At 65.6% G+C, this 16,046-nt stretch carries 17 protein-coding genes; 10 read left to right on the forward strand and 7 right to left on the reverse strand.

The genetic code is table 11. The features are described 5' to 3' along the window. The first annotated feature begins 39 nt into the window (after positions 1–39). The 3 genes from AC25MA_RS23610 (at position 40) to AC25MA_RS23620 (ending at position 5,513) form a co-directional block, all read left to right on the forward strand. Positions 40–1,704 (forward strand): cyclic peptide export ABC transporter, encoded by a 1,665-nt coding sequence (locus AC25MA_RS23610; RefSeq protein WP_028690731.1) that lies wholly within the window; start codon positions 40–42, stop codon positions 1,702–1,704. 226 nt (positions 1,705–1,930) lie between these two features. Beyond that, positions 1,931–4,375, forward strand: a complete 2,445-nt coding sequence (locus AC25MA_RS23615) for a TonB-dependent siderophore receptor (protein ID WP_486972449.1) — start codon at positions 1,931–1,933, stop codon at positions 4,373–4,375. A 130-nt stretch (positions 4,376–4,505) separates the two neighbouring features. Beyond that, positions 4,506–5,513, forward strand: a complete 1,008-nt coding sequence (locus AC25MA_RS23620) for a GlxA family transcriptional regulator (RefSeq protein ID WP_028690729.1) — start codon at positions 4,506–4,508, stop codon at positions 5,511–5,513. Positions 5,514–5,548: 35 nt separating this feature from the next. Here the strand turns inward: AC25MA_RS23620 and AC25MA_RS23625 are convergent, their stop codons facing one another. Together AC25MA_RS23625 and AC25MA_RS23630 are read right to left on the reverse strand one after the other, a co-directional pair. After that, positions 5,549–6,064, reverse strand: coding sequence for a thioredoxin family protein (locus AC25MA_RS23625; protein ID WP_028690728.1), 516 nt, complete (start codon positions 6,062–6,064; stop codon positions 5,549–5,551). A 19-nt stretch (positions 6,065–6,083) separates the two neighbouring features. Further along, positions 6,084–6,359, reverse strand: coding sequence for a DUF2790 domain-containing protein (locus AC25MA_RS23630; protein ID WP_028690727.1), 276 nt, complete (start codon positions 6,357–6,359; stop codon positions 6,084–6,086). A 219-nt stretch (positions 6,360–6,578) separates the two neighbouring features. Here AC25MA_RS23630 and AC25MA_RS23635 point away from each other — a divergent pair, with 219 nt between their 5' ends. The 5 genes from AC25MA_RS23635 (at position 6,579) to AC25MA_RS23655 (ending at position 10,572) form a co-directional block, all read left to right on the forward strand. Further along, positions 6,579–7,319, forward strand: a complete 741-nt coding sequence (locus AC25MA_RS23635; RefSeq protein WP_062363268.1) for a response regulator — start codon at positions 6,579–6,581, stop codon at positions 7,317–7,319. Then, on the forward strand, positions 7,316–8,602 hold the full coding sequence (locus tag AC25MA_RS23640; protein ID WP_028690725.1) for a sensor histidine kinase: 1,287 nt from the start codon (positions 7,316–7,318) through the stop codon (positions 8,600–8,602). Before AC25MA_RS23635 ends, AC25MA_RS23640 begins: the two co-directional genes overlap by 4 nt. A gap of 130 nt (positions 8,603–8,732) precedes the next feature. After that, the gene (locus AC25MA_RS23645; RefSeq protein ID WP_028690724.1) at positions 8,733–9,431 is read left to right on the forward strand and encodes an AzlC family ABC transporter permease; all 699 of its coding nucleotides are present in this window, start codon (positions 8,733–8,735) and stop codon (positions 9,429–9,431) included. After that, positions 9,428–9,742, forward strand: coding sequence for an AzlD domain-containing protein (locus AC25MA_RS23650; protein WP_062363273.1), 315 nt, complete (start codon positions 9,428–9,430; stop codon positions 9,740–9,742). The genes AC25MA_RS23645 and AC25MA_RS23650 overlap by 4 nt, the downstream gene beginning before the upstream one ends. After that, positions 9,739–10,572 carry an AraC family transcriptional regulator gene (locus tag AC25MA_RS23655; RefSeq protein WP_028690722.1) on the forward strand — a complete coding sequence of 278 codons (834 nt, stop codon included), beginning with the start codon at positions 9,739–9,741 and terminating at the stop codon, positions 10,570–10,572. The genes AC25MA_RS23650 and AC25MA_RS23655 overlap by 4 nt, the downstream gene beginning before the upstream one ends. Here the strand turns inward: AC25MA_RS23655 and AC25MA_RS23660 are convergent. Continuing rightward, complete coding sequence (locus AC25MA_RS23660) at positions 10,532–11,341, reverse strand: AraC family transcriptional regulator (RefSeq protein WP_486972450.1); 810 nt, start codon at positions 11,339–11,341, stop codon at positions 10,532–10,534. The genes AC25MA_RS23655 and AC25MA_RS23660 overlap by 41 nt on opposite strands. A gap of 108 nt (positions 11,342–11,449) precedes the next feature. On the opposite strand from AC25MA_RS23660, the gene AC25MA_RS23665 reads away from it, so the two are divergent. Continuing rightward, positions 11,450–12,601, forward strand: a complete 1,152-nt coding sequence (locus AC25MA_RS23665; RefSeq protein ID WP_236179846.1) for an MFS transporter — start codon at positions 11,450–11,452, stop codon at positions 12,599–12,601. 15 nt (positions 12,602–12,616) lie between these two features. Further along, the gene (locus AC25MA_RS23670; protein ID WP_023630605.1) at positions 12,617–12,844 is read left to right on the forward strand and encodes a hypothetical protein; all 228 of its coding nucleotides are present in this window, start codon (positions 12,617–12,619) and stop codon (positions 12,842–12,844) included. Positions 12,845–12,921: 77 nt separating this feature from the next. Here the strand turns inward: AC25MA_RS23670 and AC25MA_RS23675 are convergent, their stop codons facing one another. The 4 genes from AC25MA_RS23675 to AC25MA_RS23690 all read right to left on the reverse strand — a co-directional run bounded on the left by AC25MA_RS23675 (position 12,922) and on the right by AC25MA_RS23690 (position 15,980). Then, complete coding sequence (locus AC25MA_RS23675) at positions 12,922–13,404, reverse strand: copper chaperone PCu(A)C (protein WP_028690720.1); 483 nt, start codon at positions 13,402–13,404, stop codon at positions 12,922–12,924. Further along, a complete protein-coding gene (locus AC25MA_RS23680; protein ID WP_028690719.1) occupies positions 13,405–14,013 on the reverse strand; it encodes an SCO family protein in 609 nt (202 codons plus the stop codon). Between the two features lie 290 nt (positions 14,014–14,303). Beyond that, the gene (gene nfuA, locus AC25MA_RS23685) at positions 14,304–14,888 is read right to left on the reverse strand and encodes a Fe-S biogenesis protein NfuA (protein WP_023630602.1); all 585 of its coding nucleotides are present in this window, start codon (positions 14,886–14,888) and stop codon (positions 14,304–14,306) included. Positions 14,889–14,945: 57 nt separating this feature from the next. After that, positions 14,946–15,980 (reverse strand): acyltransferase family protein, encoded by a 1,035-nt coding sequence (locus AC25MA_RS23690; RefSeq protein WP_069017623.1) that lies wholly within the window; start codon positions 15,978–15,980, stop codon positions 14,946–14,948. Positions 15,981–16,046: the final 66 nt, after the last annotated feature.

Genomic DNA, 16,046 nt, shown 5'->3' on the forward strand with positions numbered 1-16,046 from the left:
CCGCCGCCCTGCGCCAACGAATACTCACGAGATGACTCCATGACGTCCACGACCCCCAGCCTCGCCCAGGAAACCCTGCGGATACTCAAGCCGTTCTGGATGCTGGTCGCGCTTTCGGCGGCCCTCGGCGTGGTCAGCGGCCTGAGCGTCACCGCCCTGCTGGCCACCATCAACAGCGCGATGAACGCCGCTGGCGGGCCGGACACCCGCACCGCCCTGCTGTTCGGCGGCCTGTGCCTGCTGACCCTGGCCTGCTCCACCGGCTCGAACCTGCTGACCAACTACGTCGGTCAGAAGGTGGTGGCGCGCCTGCGCCGCGAGCTGGCCGCCAAGGTGCTGGTGGCGCCGATCGCGCAACTGGAGCGCTACCGCGCCCACCGCCTGATCCCGGTGCTGCTCAACGACGTCAGCACCATCAGTGCCTTCGCCCTGTCGGTGGCGCCGATGGTCATCGCCTTCACCGTCACCCTCGGTTGCCTGTCCTACCTGGCGCTGTTGTCCTGGCAAATCCTGCTGGTCACCGTGCTGACCGTGGTGATCGGCACCGGCGCGCAGTTCCTCGCCCACCGTTACGGCATGAAGAACATCCTTACCGCGCGCAACAACGAGGACGAGCTGCAGAAGCACTACCAGGCCCTCTCTGGCGGCGCCAAGGAACTGCGTATCCAGCGCAAACGCCGCCAGCACATGCACGACCAGCTGATCCACGGTGCCACCGAGCGCATCAGCAAGGCCAACATCCGCGCGGCGAACATCTTTGTCAGCGCCGAGACCTTCGGCTCGATGCTGTTCTTCGCCGTGATCGGCATCGCCATCGCCTTCCAGGCCCTGTGGCCGAGCACCGACCGCACCGTGCTGGGCGGCTTTGTGCTGGTGATGCTGTATATGAAGGGACCACTGGAACAACTGATCAACAACCTGCCGAGCATCAGCCGGGCGCAGATCGCCCTGCGCCGCATCGCCGAGTTGTCCCAGCGTTTCTCATCGCCCGAGCCGCACCTGCTGGTCAGCGACCGCGTACCGCAAGTGACCGAGGTCGCCTCCATCGAACTGCGCCAGCTGCGCTACGACTATCCCCAAGTCGAGGGCAGCCAGCCGTTCCATCTCGGCCCGGTGGACCTGACCATCCGCCAGGGCGACATCGTCTTCATCGTCGGCGAGAACGGTTGCGGCAAGACCACCCTGATCAAGCTACTGCTGGGCCTGTACACCCCACAGCAGGGCGAGGTCCGCCTCAACGGCGAGACGGTCACGCCGCAGCACCTGGACGACTACCGCCAGCTGTTCACCACCATCTTCGCCGACTACTACCTGTTCGACGAACCCTTGCCGGGCCTCGCCGAGCTGCCACCGGAGGCCGCCAAGTACCTCGAACGCCTGGACATCGCGCACAAGGTCGGGATCCGCGACGGCAGCTTCACCACCACCGACCTGTCCACCGGCCAGCGCAAGCGCCTGGCGCTGATCAACGCCTGGCTCGACCAGCGTCCGGTGCTGGTATTCGACGAGTGGGCCGCCGACCAGGACCCGGCCTTCCGCCGGGTGTTTTACACCGAGCTGCTGCCGGAGCTGAAGCAGCAGGGCAAGACCATCATCGTCATCTCCCATGACGACCGCTACTTCCCGGTGGCCGACCAGCTGGTGCGCATGCACAGCGGCAAGATCCTGGTGGAGCGCAACCAGGAACCCGCCCTGCCCGCCTGACGCCCTCTCACGGGCGGCGCCCTGGCGCCGCCCGCCGCTTAAATTCCCCGTCGCACCGCTCGTTCCCCTATTGCCGCACGCCGAATCAACCCTGCCCACAGGGAAGTCGCAGGTCACGCCTCTACCAACCGTAATAATTATTTTTCCGGTTTTGGCATTCGCATGCGTCCTACTCGCAACGGAATAATTTTCATTTACTTTGCGTACCTTGAGCCAGAGCATAAAAATGCCAATACCAGCCAACACCCTGACCCCTTTGAGCAAAGCGTTGATGCTGCGCCGGATGCTGCGCTCTTCCCCGGCCATGGCCACCCTCGGCCTGGCCTTGTCCCTGCCGCTGGCCGCCCAGGTGCAGGCCCAGGAGCAGGACTTCGACATCCCGGCCCAGTCGCTGGCCAGTGCCCTGCAAGAGCTGGGTCGCCAGGGCAACCTGCAGGTGCTGTTCAGCCCCGAGACCGTCCAGGGTCTGCGCAGCAGCCCGGTCAAGGGCCGCTTCTCGCCAACCCGGGCAGCTGGGGAGCTGCTCCGGAACAGCGGGATTCGCTACAGCGTGCAGGACAACACACTGATCATCAGCGGTGCGGCGGAGTCCGGCTCGGCCATGACCCTGGACGCTACCACCATCAACGGCCAGGTGCTGGGTGCCACCACTGAAGGTACCAACTCCTATACCACCGGTGCAGTGACTATTGGTAAGACCGCGCAGTCGCTGCGTGAAACGCCGCAGTCGGTGACAGTGGTCACCCGCAAGCTGATGGACGACAAGAACCTTGTGTCTCTGGACCAGGTGATGGCCCAGACCCCTGGCATCACCCGTGCTAATCGTGGTTATGGTAACCATCACTTCAGCTCTCGCGGGTTCGACCTCACCGACGAAAGCTATATGGTCGATGGCGTGCCCGGACAGGCTTATGCCTACACCGGCTGGATGACTCCGGATATGGCGATGTTTGATCGGGTCGAGGTCTTGCGCGGCGCTTCGGGACTGCTGGTGGGCGCGGGTAACCCTGGAGGAGCGGTCAACCTGGTACGTAAGCGTCCTACCAACGACCCACGCTTTTCGGTCATTACCCGCGCCGGATCATGGGACAACTATCGTCTGGACCTGGATGCCAGCGGCCGGCTAAACCCGGAAGGTACCTTACGCGGCCGTATGGTCGCCTCCTATGAAGACCGTGGCTACTTTACCGATGTCACCACGTCCAAGCGTCCTCTGCTGTACGGCATTGTCGAGGCGGATCTGAACGATGCCACCACCCTTGGAGTGGGGCTGCGCCGCCAGACTTCACGCATCGACGGCTACAGCGTGCTGGGCTTACCAAACAACCCCGATGGCAGTAACCCGCACCTCAAGCGCTCGACGTTTTTGGGCCAGGATTGGGCAAAGCTGCAAACCCGGACCGACGAAGTTTTTGCCGACCTCACCCACCGCTTCAACGAAAACTGGAGCGGCAAACTGGCGCTGTCCCACACCGAGAGCAGCTACAACCGCAGTGCCATCGAGTGGAGCGCGCGCGACACGCTTGAGTACGGCAGCCCAACAGGGCCTATGGTCAACGACGTCAACTATCACAAGTTCGACGCCACCTCCAACGCCGTTGATGGCCACCTGGACGGTGAATTCGAGGCTTTTGGCCTAAACCACACAGTGACCCTGGGCGCCAACTGGTCCAAGCGCAAGATGAACGACAAGGAAGCAGCCATCTATCTGGATAGCTCTATCCCGCTTGATGTTTACAACCCCGACCACAGCAACATACCTCAGCTCCCGCGTCAGGGCTGGGACTATAAAGACGATACCATCGACACCCGCTACGGCACCTACCTGAGCACGCGTCTGCGCATGACAAAGGACCTGAGCTTTGTACTGGGTGGGCGCCTGAGCTGGTACAAGACCGACGCATGGAACGGTCCACAGGTAACGACCAACCGCCAGGATCACGAATTCACGCCCTTTGTCGGCGCCATCTATGACCTGAACGACCAATGGTCTTGGTATGCCAGCTATGCGGATATCTTCCTGCCACAAGCAGGTTACCGCACAGTCGGTGGAAGCATGCTGGACCCTTCGGTTGGCTCAAACTATGAAACAGGTATCAAGGGAGAATTGTTCGACAAGCGCCTGAACGTGTCCTTCGCTGTGTTCTACATCGAGCAGGAGGACGTTGCGGTACAAGATGAACCAAACCGCGGCAATTGCCCAACAGATCCGGGCCTGCGCTGCTGGCTCAACAGCGACGGCATCAACCGCAGCAAGGGCTTCGAAGCGGAGGCCAGCGGTGAACTGCTGCCAGGCCTGCAGGTGGCTGCAGGCTACACCTACAACACCACCAGCTCCTCCGACGGCGGCCCGATCTCCGCGCAGACGCCGAAACACATGCTGCGCCTGAACACCAACTACACCCTGCCGGGCGAGTGGAGCCGCCTGAGCATCGGTGGCGGCGTCTCGGCGCAGAACTCCTACGTCGACAAGGGCAACGAAGCCTACAACAGCGGCCGGGCGATCTTCGACGCGCGCGCCGCCTACAAGCTCGACGAGCACTGGACCGTGGGCGTGGACGTCGAGAACCTGTTCGACCGCAAGTACTTCGACTCGATGGGCTACTGGACCCGCGGCACCACCTACGGTACACCGCGCAGCTACATGTTCACCCTGCGCGGCGACTTCTAAGTCCCGCGTTGCATGACCGGCGCCCCCTCCGGAGGGGGCGCTGTGCTTTCGGCGCCAGCCAGCGCCCCTGTTGTCTTTCCCCGCGCCTCACCGCACACTCGTCCCCGCCAGCCAGGAAGCGGAGTCCGCAGTGCCCACGCCACGCCAGTTCAGCAAGAAGACCAGCACCAGCAACATGCTGCGGCTCAAGTCCGGTGACGCCGGCAGCCAGCGTCCCTATCGCGTGGACTTCGTCCTGCTCGAGCACTTCTCCATGGCCAGCTTCACCGTGGCGATGGACGTGCTGGTCACCGCCAACCTGCTGCGCGCCGACAGTTTCACCTCCACCCCGCTGTCGCTGGCGGGCGATCGCGTGCTCAGCGACCTGGGCCTGGAGCTGGTGGCCAGCCCGCTCGAACCGCGCAGCCTGCAGGACCTCGACCTGCTGGTGATCTGCGGCGGCCTGCGCACACCGCTGAAATACCCCGACCTCGACCGCCTGCTGGCCGACTGCGCCAGCCACGGCATGACCCTCGCCGGGCTATGGAACGGCGCCTGGTTCCTCGGGCGTGCCGGGGTGCTCGACGACTACGGCTGCAGCGTGCACCCCGAGCAGCGCGCCAGCCTGGCCGAGATCAGCCCGCAGACGCGCATCACCCCGGCCAGCTTCACCCTCGACCGCGACCGCCTGAGCGCCGCCAGCCCCAACGGCGCCATGGAGCTGATGCTCGGCCTGGTGCGGCGGCTGTACGGCGATGCCCTGGCCGAAGGCGTCGAGGAGATCCTGTCGTTCTCCGGAGCGCGCTATCGCCAGGTCGGGCCCGGGGCGAAGAAGTCCATGAGCCTGCACCTGCGCACCATCGTCGAGCTGATGGAGAACAACCTCGAGGAAACCCTGAGCCTCGATCAGCTGGCCGTCTACTCCGGGCGCTCGCGGCGGCAGATCGACCGGCTGTTCCAGGCCCAGCTGGGCACCTCGCCCCGGCGTTACTACATGGAACTGCGCATCACCAAGAGCCGGCGGCTGCTGCAGTATTCGGACCTATCGGTGATGGAGGTGGCGGTGGCCTGCGGGTTCGTCTCGGTGTCGCACTTCAGCAAGTGCTATGCGGCGTATTTTGGTTATCCGCCGTCGCGGGAGCAGCGGCTGGGCGAGTGATCCGGCCCCGCGACAGGGCCGGAGCAGGCAACGGATCACCCCTGCTCATCCAGCAACGCCTGAATCACCCGCTCCTGCCCCGCGTAATCCCCCTCGCCAAAGTGCACATGACGCACCTGCCCCTTGCGATCGACAAAGTAATGCGCCGGCCAGAACTGGTTGCCCCAGGCGTTCCAGATCCGATAGCCATTGTCCACCGCCACCGGGTACCCGATCCCCAACTGCTGCACCTGTGCCCGTACATTGCCCACATCGCGCTCATAGTCGTACTCCGGCGTGTGCACCCCGACCACCACCAGGCCCTGCTCGCCGTAGCGCCGCGCCCAGTCGTTGACATGGGGCAGGCTGCGCCGGCAGTTGATGCAGTCGTAGGTCCAGAAGTCCACCAGCACCACTTTGCCCTTGAGCGCCGGACCATCCAGCGGCGGCGAGTTGAGCCATTGCTCGGCCCCCGCCAGCGACGGCATGGGACCGTAGCTGTCGCGGGCCAGCAGGTGGCCAGCCAGGCCCAGTCCGAGCAGGGCCAGGGCCACGCCGCCGGCCTTGAGCAGGCGGCGCTTGTCGCGCGCCTTAGTTGTCATGGCAACCACTGGTGGCGTAGGAGCGATACTCGACACTCTGCGGCTTGCCTTGGGAATCGAGGTAGTCCATGCGGGTCTGCACCGGTCCGCAGGCATTGCTGCGCTCGTCCTTGACCGACAGCACCTTCTTGACGTCCAGCCGGTCGCCGTAGCGGTATTGCATCACGCTGGCGTCATTGAGCGAGCTGCTGCTGGCCTGGGCAGCCAGGGAGCCAAGGCCGAGCACGGCGAACAGGGCGGCGCTGGCGAGGGTCTTGATAGTCATGGCGTGTCTCCTGATACGAGGTCTTGTGTGGGGAGGCTTCACTCCCCGGTCGAGAGCCATTTCACGCCTGCCAGGTATCCCGCTTGTGTCCGCCCAGTGCCCTTCGTGCTTCTTCCTGTATCTGTGCCGCCAACAGATACACTGCAATACAAACCTGGGCAGGCAAGTCCGGATCCGCTCGGTACACTGCGCCCATTCCCCACGTACAAGGACATCCCGATGGAACACGCCGATCACATCCTGGTCGTCGACGACGACCGCGAGATCCGCGAACTGGTCGGCAACTACCTGAAGAAGAACGGCCTGCGCACCAGCATCGTTGCCGATGGCCGGCAGATGCGCGCCTTCCTGGAAAACAACGCCGTCGACCTGATCGTCCTCGACATCATGATGCCCGGCGACGACGGCCTGCTGCTGTGCCGCGAACTGCGCGCCGGCAAGCACCGCAACACGCCGGTGCTGATGCTCACCGCGCGCAACGACGAGACCGACCGCATCATCGGCCTGGAGATGGGCGCCGACGACTACCTGACCAAGCCGTTCTCCGCCCGCGAGCTGCTGGCGCGGATCAACGCCGTGCTGCGCCGCACGCGCATGCTGCCGCCGAACCTCACCATCAGCGAAAGCAGCCGGCTGATCGCCTTCGGCCAATGGCGCCTGGACACCACCGCCCGCCACCTGCTCGACAACGAAGGCACCCTGGTGGCGCTGTCGGGCGCCGAGTACCGCCTGCTGCGGGTATTCCTCGACCATCCGCAGCGGGTGCTCAGCCGCGAACAGTTGCTCAACCTCACCCAGGGACGCGAGGCGGACATTTTCGACCGCTCCATCGACCTGCTGGTCAGCCGCCTGCGCCAGCGCCTGGGTGACGACGCCCGCGAACCCACCTGCATCAAGACCGTGCGCAGCGAGGGCTACGTGTTCTCGCTGCCGGTACAGCTGCTGGGGTCGCCGGCATGAAATGGCCGCGCACCCTGGCCTCGCGCCTGGCCCTGATCTTCTTCACCGGGCTGGTGCTGGCCTACGGCCTGTCGTTCAGCCTGCAAGCCTACGAACGTTTTATCAGCAGCCGCTCGATGATGCTCAGCAACCTGGAGCTGGACGTCTCGACCTCGGTGGCCATCCTCGACCGCCTGCCCGCCGCCGAACGGCCGGCCTGGCTGTCGCGCCTGGAGCGGCGCACCTACCGCTACCGCCTGGACGGCGGCCTGCCCGGCGAAGCCATGCCCAGCGCGGACCCACCCATGGCCGCCGAATCCATCGTCAAGGCCATCGGCGACCGCTACGCCCTGACCTTCCAGGAGATTCCCGGCCCCAACGCGCACTTCCAGGCCCACCTGCGCCTGGCCGACGGCGCGCCGCTGACCATCGACGTCACCCCCGCCCCGGTACCGGTGGCCACCTGGCTGCCGGTGGTGCTGCTGATCCAGCTGGCGGTGCTGCTGGCCTGTACCTGGCTGGCGGTGCGCCTGGCCATCGGCCCGCTGACCCGCCTGGTCCAGGCGGTGGACAACCTCGATCCGAATAGCCCCGGCCCGCAGTTGGACGAAAGCGGCCCACGCGAGGTGCGCTACGCCGCCGTGGCCTTCAACGCGCTGCAGGCGCGCATCGGCGCCTACCTCAAGGAACGCATGCAGCTGCTCGCTGCCATCTCCCATGACCTGCAGACGCCGATCACGCGCATGAAGCTGCGCGTCGAGCAGATGGACGACGGCCACGAGAAGGACAAGCTGGCGCACGACCTGGACGCCATGGAGCACCTGGTGCGCGAAGGCGTGGCCTATGCCCGCAGCATGGACAGCGGCACCGAGGCGCCATGCCGGGTCAACCTCGACGCCTTCCTCGACAGCCTGGTGTTCGACTACCAGGACAGCGGCGCCCGGGTGGACCGCCACGGCAGCGCCCAGGCTACCCTGCAAACCCGCCCCCATGCCCTGCGCCGGGTACTGGTTAACCTGGTGGACAATGCCCTCAAGTTCGCCGGCGCCGCGCAGCTCGAGGTGGGCTGCGAGAACGGCGTGACACTGATCCGTGTGCTCGATGATGGCCCGGGGATTCCCGAGGCGGAGCTCGACGACGTGCTCAAACCGTTCTACCGGGTCGAAGGCTCGCGCAACCGCAGCACTGGCGGCACCGGACTGGGACTGGCGATCGCCCAGCAACTGACCCAGGCCATGGGCGGCAGCCTGACCTTGCGCAACCGCGCCGAAGGCGGGCTGTGCGCGCAGGTCGAGCTGCGCTGAAGCCACAACCGCGGTCTCATACAGGGATTGCGCAAAGCTTGGGGAGCGGCGACAACAAAGCAAGATCGTTCAAGCCACCCTCGGAGCTGTCTGTCATGCTGGCCTGCCCTGTCGATTCGTTGTCGTTCCCATGTCCAGCCCTCCGCTCGCCCGCCACGCCTTTCTCCATGGTGCCATCGCCATCCTGCCGCTGTCCCTGGCCGTCGCGCCCTGGGGCCTGCTGGCCGGCTCCATGGCCATCGAAGCCAACCTCAGCGCCTGGCAAGGCCAGGGCCTGTCGGCCATTGTCTTCGCCGGTGCCGCGCAACTGGTGGCCATCGGCATGCTCAAGGGCGGCGCCAACCTGCTGTCGATCCTGCTCACCACCCTGCTGCTGACCTCGCAGCACCTGCTCTACGGGCTGTCCATGCGCCCGGTGATGTCCGGCTTGCCGACCCGCTGGCGCCTGGGCCTGGGCTTTCTGCTTACCGACGAGTTCTTCGCCCTGACCAGCCACCACGACCAGCAGCAGTTCAACCGCTGGTACGCCCTTGGGGTCGGCCTGACCTTCTACGTGGCCTGGAACCTGTTCACCCTCGCCGGCATCATCCTCGGCCAGAACATTCCACATCTGGACCAGCTGGGCCTGGACTTCTCCATCGTCGCCACCTTCGTTGCGCTGATCGCGCCGCTGGTGCGCAACCTGCCGACCGTGGTGTGCGTGGCGGTGTCGCTGTTCTGCTCGGTGCTGTTCAGCTACTGGCACTGGGAAACTGCCCTGGTGGCAGCCGGCCTGCTGGGCATGGCCGCCGGGTTCGTCTGCCAGAAATTCTCCGGAGGCCGCTCATGATCTGGCTGCTGATCGTCGCCATGGGCGCGGTGGTGTTTCTCAACCGCTACGCCTTCCTCGAACCACGCCTGCCGCTGCGCCTGAGCTCCAACGCGCGGCAGTTCCTCGGCTTCGCCGTGCCCGGCATGCTCACCGCGATCTGCGGGCCGATCATCTTCCTGCCCGGCCACCAGCTTGAGTTGAGCCCGCTCAACCCTTACCTGCTCGGCTCGGTGGTGGCGATCGCCCTGGTGCTGTTGACCCGCAGCGTATTGCTGAGCATGCTGGCGAGCATGCTGATCTTCTTCCTTCTGCGCAGCTGGCTGGCATGAGCACGCCCCTGCGCGAACAGGCCCACCTGTGGCAGGCGCCCGCCCTCGGCGACGTCGAGATGCTGCACGCCCGCTACATCCAGCAGCGCTTCGCCCCACATGTGCACGAAGGCTACGTGTTCACCGTGATCGAGTCCGGCGCCCAGCGTTTCTGGCACCGCGGCAGCGAGCATTTGGCGCCGGTGGGCAGCATGGTGCTGATCAATCCCGACGAACTGCACACCGGCGCCACCGCCCACGAGGCCGGCTGGCGCTACCGTGGCTTCTACCCCGAGCACGAGCGGGTCAGCGGCGTGCTCGACGAACTGGAACTGGGCCGCCACGGCCTGCCCCGGTTCAAGGACAGCGTGATCCAGGACCCGGCCCTGGCCGCCGCCTTCAGCCAGCTGCACAAGCTGTCCGAGTCCTGCGCCAGCGCCCTGGAGCAGCAGACCGCCTGGCGCCAGGCGGTACTGGCGCTGGTGCAACGCCACGGCCACTGCGCCGAACCCGCCGCCCCCGGTAACGAGCCACTGGCCGTGGCTCGTGCCCGCGAGCTGCTGGAGAGCCAACTGGCCGAGCCGCCCTCGCTGGAAGCCCTGGCGGCGGCGGTGAACCTGTCGCCGTTCCACTTCGCCCGGGTGTTCCGCCAGGCCACCGGCCTGCCGCCCCACGCCTGGCTCAAGCAGCGCCGCCTGGCCCGTGCCCGCGAGCTGCTGCGCAGCGGCCTGCCGGCACTGGAGGTCGCCGTGACCCTGGGCTTCGCCGACCAGAGCCACCTCAGCCGCCAGTTCAAGCAGGCCTATGGCGTTACGCCGGGGGCCTATCGCCAGGCCTGTCTGGGCCTGTAGCCGCGCCACGGTTCCAGGCCCCTGGCGTGGTGCCGGTCATGCCGCGGAAGAAGGCAATGAACGCACTGTCGCTGGCGAACCCCAGGTCGTCGGCGATAGCGCCCAGTGGCCGCTGCAATGCCAGCTGCTCCAGCGCACGCAACAGCCGCCACTGCTGGCGCCATTGCTGATAGGACATGCCAGTGTCCCGGCGCAGCAGGCGGCTGATGGTCTTCTCGCTGGCACCGACTTGTTGCGCCAGTTCACCCAACGCCGGCGGCAGGCGCTCGAGTCGCTCGACCAGTCCGGCCAGGCGCCGATCGCCAGGCAATGGCAGGAACATCGGTTGGTGAGGTGCAAGGCGCAACTCACCCAGACACAGCGCCAGCAAATGCGTTTGGTCGCCTTGGTCCCAGGCCGTGTCGAACGGCGCCTGGGCGATGCGTTCGAGCAGTTCGCGCAGCATCGGGTTGACGCTGATGATCGTCACCTCGCCGGGCAGCCCCACGCTGAGCGCGGTGCTGAAGTAGAGCGAGCGATAGTCCACCGTTTCGCGCATGCGCGCGCGGTGCTCCAGCCCTGCCGGAATCCACGCTGCCTGGGTCGGCGGCAACAGGCACAGGCGCCCGGGCGTCTGGATACGCACGCAGCCCTGACGGGTGAACAGCAGCTGTCCGCGGCCATGCCGGTGGCGCCCGGAGTCGTGGTCGCCCAGGGCCGAGCAGATGCCCACTACCGACGCATCGAATGCATCGGGATCGAAGTGGGCGTCGGGGGCTAACCAGGCCATGGCAGTAATTGTCCGATTTCAACGATAGATCAGCAGAGTCGCGATAATAGCCCACGGCACAACGTCCCTACCATGACCATTCGTTTGTGCTGCAAGGCGTTCACTCCCATGCTTTCCCGTTCCTGGTTGGCCCTGGCCACCGCCCTGCTGATGTTTCCTCAGGTTGCCGAAACCCTCTACAGCCCTGCCCTGGTCTCCTTGGCCGAAGCATTCGCCGTCAGCCCTGCCCAGGCTTCGCTGACCCTGTCGCTGTATTTTTTCGCCTTTGCCGCCGGGGTGCTAGCCTGGGGGCGTGCCTGCGACCTGTGGGGGCGGCGCCCGACCATGCTTGCCGGGCTGCTGCTCTACGCTGGTGCAGCACTGGCAGCGCTGCTGGCGACCGACTTCAGCCAACTGCTGCTGGCGCGGATCGTGGCGGCGTTCGCCGCAGCGGTGGGCTCCGTGGTGACCCAGACCGTCCTGCGCGATCGCCATGCCGGCCCTGATCTGGCCCGGGTGTTCTCGCTGATCGGCGTATGCCTGGCGCTCAGCCCGGCGCTGGGGCTGGTCAGCGGTGCCTGGCTGGACCGGCTGTTCGGCTATCACGGCGTACTCGCCAGCCAGTTGCTGATGGCCGCGCTGCTGCTGGGCTGGAGCTGGCGTGGCCTGCCCGAGACACGCCCCGCCACGCAGGCAACGCCCGCGTTCGGTCAGGTGCTGCGGCGCCTGCTGCGTGACCGTCGTGTGCTGTTGGCCAGCGCCCTGGTGGCGGTGTTCAACATCAGTGTGTTCAGTTGGTACAGCTTGGCGCCGTTTGTTTTCGAGCGCCTCGGTGCCAGCCCGTGGATGGGCTACTCCGGCGCGGCGCTGGCGCTCGGCTCGCTGCTGGGCGCGCGCCTCAATGCATGGTTGCTGCAACGCGGGGTGGCCATGGCGTGCCTGATGCGCCTGGCGTGCCTGCTCGACCTGCTGGCGGCGCTGGCACTGTTGGGGCTGGGCGACAGCCTGTGGACGGTGCTGGCCATGGCCTTGGTGATGTTCGCCTTCGCCATGGCGATTCCGCTGGTGCTGGGCTCGGCGCTGGTCGACTACGCCGACTGCCGTGGCACGGCGGGTGCGTTGTTCGGCTTGTTCTACTACCTGCAGATCGGAGCGGGACTGCTGCTGGCGGGTGCTTGCCAGGCTATGGGGGGGACGCTGTTTGTCTGTGCGATGGCGGCCTGGGCACTGGCCATCGGCTACGAGCAGCCTGGCCGGGCGCTGCTACACTCAAGGGGCTGAATGGAGGATCGCGTCATGTCCGAACGAGAAATCACCACGCTCCTGTCGCTGATGAGCCAGCGCCAGGCCTGCCTGAGCAGTGCCTGCAAGGAGATCGCCGACTGGATCGACCGCCAGGGCGATGTGCCTGCCGCCGGGAAGATCCGCGCCAGCCTGAAGGCGCTGGAGGCCGAGGATGCGCAAGTGCGCAAGACCCTGACTTCGCTGAACATCGAGCGGCCGCTGCCACGTTTTCGTAGCTGACCGCCGAAAACCATCGCGGGTCAAGCCCGCTCCCACCGATCGCGTGGAAGCGGGCTTGACCCGCGATGGTGGCTGTATCAGTGGTTCATGTGCATATGGTCATGCCCGCCGCCAGCCTCGGCGTTGAGCGCACGCACCGGCGCCTGCACCTGCAGGGTTTCCTTGGCGCCCTTGGCATCCTCGATGGTCAGGGTCAGCGGCACCTGCTCGCCTTCCTTCACCTGCTGGTTCAGGCCCATCAGCATCACGTGGTAGCCGTTCGGGTCCAACTTCACCGCCTTGCCCGCCGGCAGATCGACCGCCTTCACTTCACGCATGCCCATCACATCGCCGTTCATGGTCATCTCGTGCACCTGCACGGTCTTGGCCACGGGCGAGGCGACGCTCACCAGCTTGCTGTCGCTGCTGGCGGTCAGGGTCATGAAGGCGCCGGTCGACTGCTGGTGCGGCACGCTGGCGCGGACCCAGGCGTCGCTCACGGTGGTCTGGGCGAAAGCCGGCAGGGCCATGCCCAGCAGGGCCAGGGCGGCCAGGCCGCGTTTGATCGGTTGCATCGACATTCAGCAGATCTCCATCAGGGTGACCAGGTCTTCGGCGCATTCCTTGGCATTCAGGGAATGGCCCAGGCTCAGGCGCAGGGTGCCACGCGTATCGTAGACGTAGCTGGTGGATGAGTGAGAGATGGTATAGGTGTCGCCGGCCGGGACCTTTTCGTAGAACACCTTGAACTCGCGGGCCACCTCGGCGATTTCCTCGGGGGTGCCGGTCAGGGCGACGATCGACGGGTCGAAGGCCTTGGCGTAGGCGTCGAGCACCTCGGGGGTGTCGCGCTCCGGGTCCAGGGTGATGAATACCGGCTGGAACAGCTCGCGGTCACGGCCCCTGAGGATCTTCCTGATCTGGACGATCCGCGCCAGCGCGGTCGGGCAGACCGCCGGGCACTGGGTGAAGCCGAAGAAGATCATCGGCATCGAGCCGTAGAAGCTCGACAGGGTGCGCTCGTTGCCTTGAGTGTCCTTGAGCTTGAATTTGCGCCCTAGGATCTCGTTGCTCATGTTCTTGCCGTACTTGAAATCCAGACCCCGGGCCGGGTTGCAACCCGCCAGCAGGCCAAGCCCCAGTACGCCCATCCCGGCGACAACCGCGCGCCGGGTCAACAGATCATTCATGGAACCATCCTTTACAGGGAAGGTGCCGACCCCTGGGATGGGCCGGCCAGAAAACCGGGGCATTCTGTCACGCTCCCCCCGCACCATCCACCCGACATCCGACCAATCGGGCTGCAGCCCTTTGTTTACGGGGCGCGACCGGTTGTCGCAGGGGTTGAATCCGTAACACTTTGTTGCTAGGGGTCAATGCACACACCTGAAAAGCATCGCGGGGCAAGCCCGCTCCCACGCTGTGCCCCAGGTATGCCCTAGGCGTGGGAGCGGGCTTGCCCCGCGATTGGAAAGACGCCTTAGTAGTAGGCGTTTTCCTTCTGGCTGTGGTCGGTCACGTCACGTACGCCCTTGAGCTCCGGAATGCGCTCGAGCAGGGTGCGCTCGATGCCTTCCTTCAACGTCACGTCGGCCTGGCCGCAGCCCTGGCAGCCACCGCCGAACTGCAGCACGGCGATGCCGTCGTCGACCACGTCCACCAGGCTCACGGCGCCGCCGTGGCTGGCCAGGCCGGGGTTGATCTCGGTCTGCAGGTAGTAGTTGATACGCTCGTTGATCGGGCTGTCTTCGTTGACCATCGGCACCTTGGCGTTCGGCGCCTTGATGGTCAGCTGGCCGCCCATGCGGTCGGTGGCGTAATCGACCAGCGCGTCCTCAAGGAACGGCACGCTGACCGCGTCGAGGTAGGCGGTGAAGCTCTTCAGGCCCACCGGCTGGTCGTCGGGCTTCTCCTCGCCTGGCTTGCAGTAGGCGATGCAGGTCTCGGCGTAGGTGGTGCCCGGCTGGGTGATGAAGATACGGATGCCGATGCCAGGCGTGTTCTGCTTGGAGAGCAGATCGGCCAGGTAATCATGGGCGGCGTCGGTAATGGTTATAGCGCTCATGGAAGTTCCTCACAGACTTGCCGGCAGTGTACGCCAACCCGGCCCTCGAACAAAGTCCTAGTATTTGACTCGGGATAGCACCAGCGCAGGCTCCACGGCGCCACGCCCCGCGAATCCGGCCTTGAGCCGCCCGTACAGGCCACGCTCCAGCCAGTGGTAACTAAGCCACGACATTAGTCCGATTGACGGTACACACAAGGCGAATACCAGGTACGGGTTCAAGTGCAGGTGTTCGCTGGCGAATAGCCCGCCGTACAGCACCAGCACATGCACCAGGTACACCGAATAGGAGCAATCGCCCAGCGCCTTGAGCACTCGGTTGCCCTTGAAGTAGCGCTCCAGGGCGATGAACGCCAGTACCACCAGGGCGCTGGGCAGGCCCCAGTGCAACAGGCGTTGCGAGGCGTCCAGGTGATACAGCGCATACCCCGCCACACCCAGCAGCCCCAATGGCAGCCACAGGCCCTGGCGAATCAGCCCGCGGCGGTACAGCACGCCCAGGCCGATGCCCAGCAGGAACTCGTAGACGATGTCGTTGCTGTAGAAGCGGCTGAGCACGCCGAGGCGGGCCAGCACCTCGCTGACCAGCAGCAGCGCCCCCGTCACCAGCAGCAGGTGATGGCGCTGGCGCACCAGGAACGCCAGGCCGAACAGCAGGTAGAAGAACATCTCGAAGTTCAGCGTCCAGCCGACGTTGAGGGTCGGGTACAGGCCGTAGCCGCCCGGATTCTCTGCCGGGATGAACAGCAGCGACAGCAGCAGGTGCTGCCATTCGAACACCTGGTGCGGCATCCAGCGGCTGGCGACCAGCATCAGCGCGGCCATCAGCAGGGTGTAGAACCAGTAGGCAGGCACGATGCGCAGGACGCGATTGAGCAGGAACTGCGCGGGCGCGATGTCCTTGTCGCGGGTCGAAAGGTAGATCACCAGGCCGCTGATGACGAAGAAAATGTCCACCCCTACCGCGCCGCGATCGGCGAGCAGTTGGCCGACAGGGCCGGTAGCGTTGAAGTCGAAGAAGATCTGCATGAAGTGGTGGCAGACCACCACCCAGGCGGCGAATGCCCGGAGAGCCTGAAGCGAGTACAGCATGAAAAACCCTGCGATCGTCGATGCATTGAGGCCCGGCGAGCGCTTCGCGCTCGTTTCGCCGGCAAG

The organism is Pseudomonas sp. P65(2024) (assembly GCF_057480955.1).

Coding starts and splice junctions, on each gene's coding strand:
- AC25MA_RS23610 (WP_028690731.1), top strand. CDS start 40: ATGACGTCCACGACCCCCAGCCTCGCCCAGGAAACCCTGCGGATACTC.
- AC25MA_RS23615 (WP_486972449.1), top strand. CDS start 1,931: ATGCCAATACCAGCCAACACCCTGACCCCTTTGAGCAAAGCGTTGATG.
- AC25MA_RS23630 (WP_028690727.1), bottom strand. CDS start 6,359: ATGACTATCAAGACCCTCGCCAGCGCCGCCCTGTTCGCCGTGCTCGGC.
- AC25MA_RS23635 (WP_062363268.1), top strand. CDS start 6,579: ATGGAACACGCCGATCACATCCTGGTCGTCGACGACGACCGCGAGATC.
- AC25MA_RS23640 (WP_028690725.1), top strand. CDS start 7,316: ATGAAATGGCCGCGCACCCTGGCCTCGCGCCTGGCCCTGATCTTCTTC.
- AC25MA_RS23645 (WP_028690724.1), top strand. CDS start 8,733: ATGTCCAGCCCTCCGCTCGCCCGCCACGCCTTTCTCCATGGTGCCATC.
- AC25MA_RS23650 (WP_062363273.1), top strand. CDS start 9,428: ATGATCTGGCTGCTGATCGTCGCCATGGGCGCGGTGGTGTTTCTCAAC.
- AC25MA_RS23655 (WP_028690722.1), top strand. CDS start 9,739: ATGAGCACGCCCCTGCGCGAACAGGCCCACCTGTGGCAGGCGCCCGCC.
- AC25MA_RS23660 (WP_486972450.1), bottom strand. CDS start 11,341: ATGGCCTGGTTAGCCCCCGACGCCCACTTCGATCCCGATGCATTCGAT.
- AC25MA_RS23665 (WP_236179846.1), top strand. CDS start 11,450: ATGCTTTCCCGTTCCTGGTTGGCCCTGGCCACCGCCCTGCTGATGTTT.
- AC25MA_RS23670 (WP_023630605.1), top strand. CDS start 12,617: ATGTCCGAACGAGAAATCACCACGCTCCTGTCGCTGATGAGCCAGCGC.
- AC25MA_RS23675 (WP_028690720.1), bottom strand. CDS start 13,404: ATGTCGATGCAACCGATCAAACGCGGCCTGGCCGCCCTGGCCCTGCTG.
- AC25MA_RS23680 (WP_028690719.1), bottom strand. CDS start 14,013: ATGAATGATCTGTTGACCCGGCGCGCGGTTGTCGCCGGGATGGGCGTA.
- nfuA (WP_023630602.1), bottom strand. CDS start 14,888: ATGAGCGCTATAACCATTACCGACGCCGCCCATGATTACCTGGCCGAT.
- AC25MA_RS23690 (WP_069017623.1), bottom strand. CDS start 15,980: ATGCTGTACTCGCTTCAGGCTCTCCGGGCATTCGCCGCCTGGGTGGTG.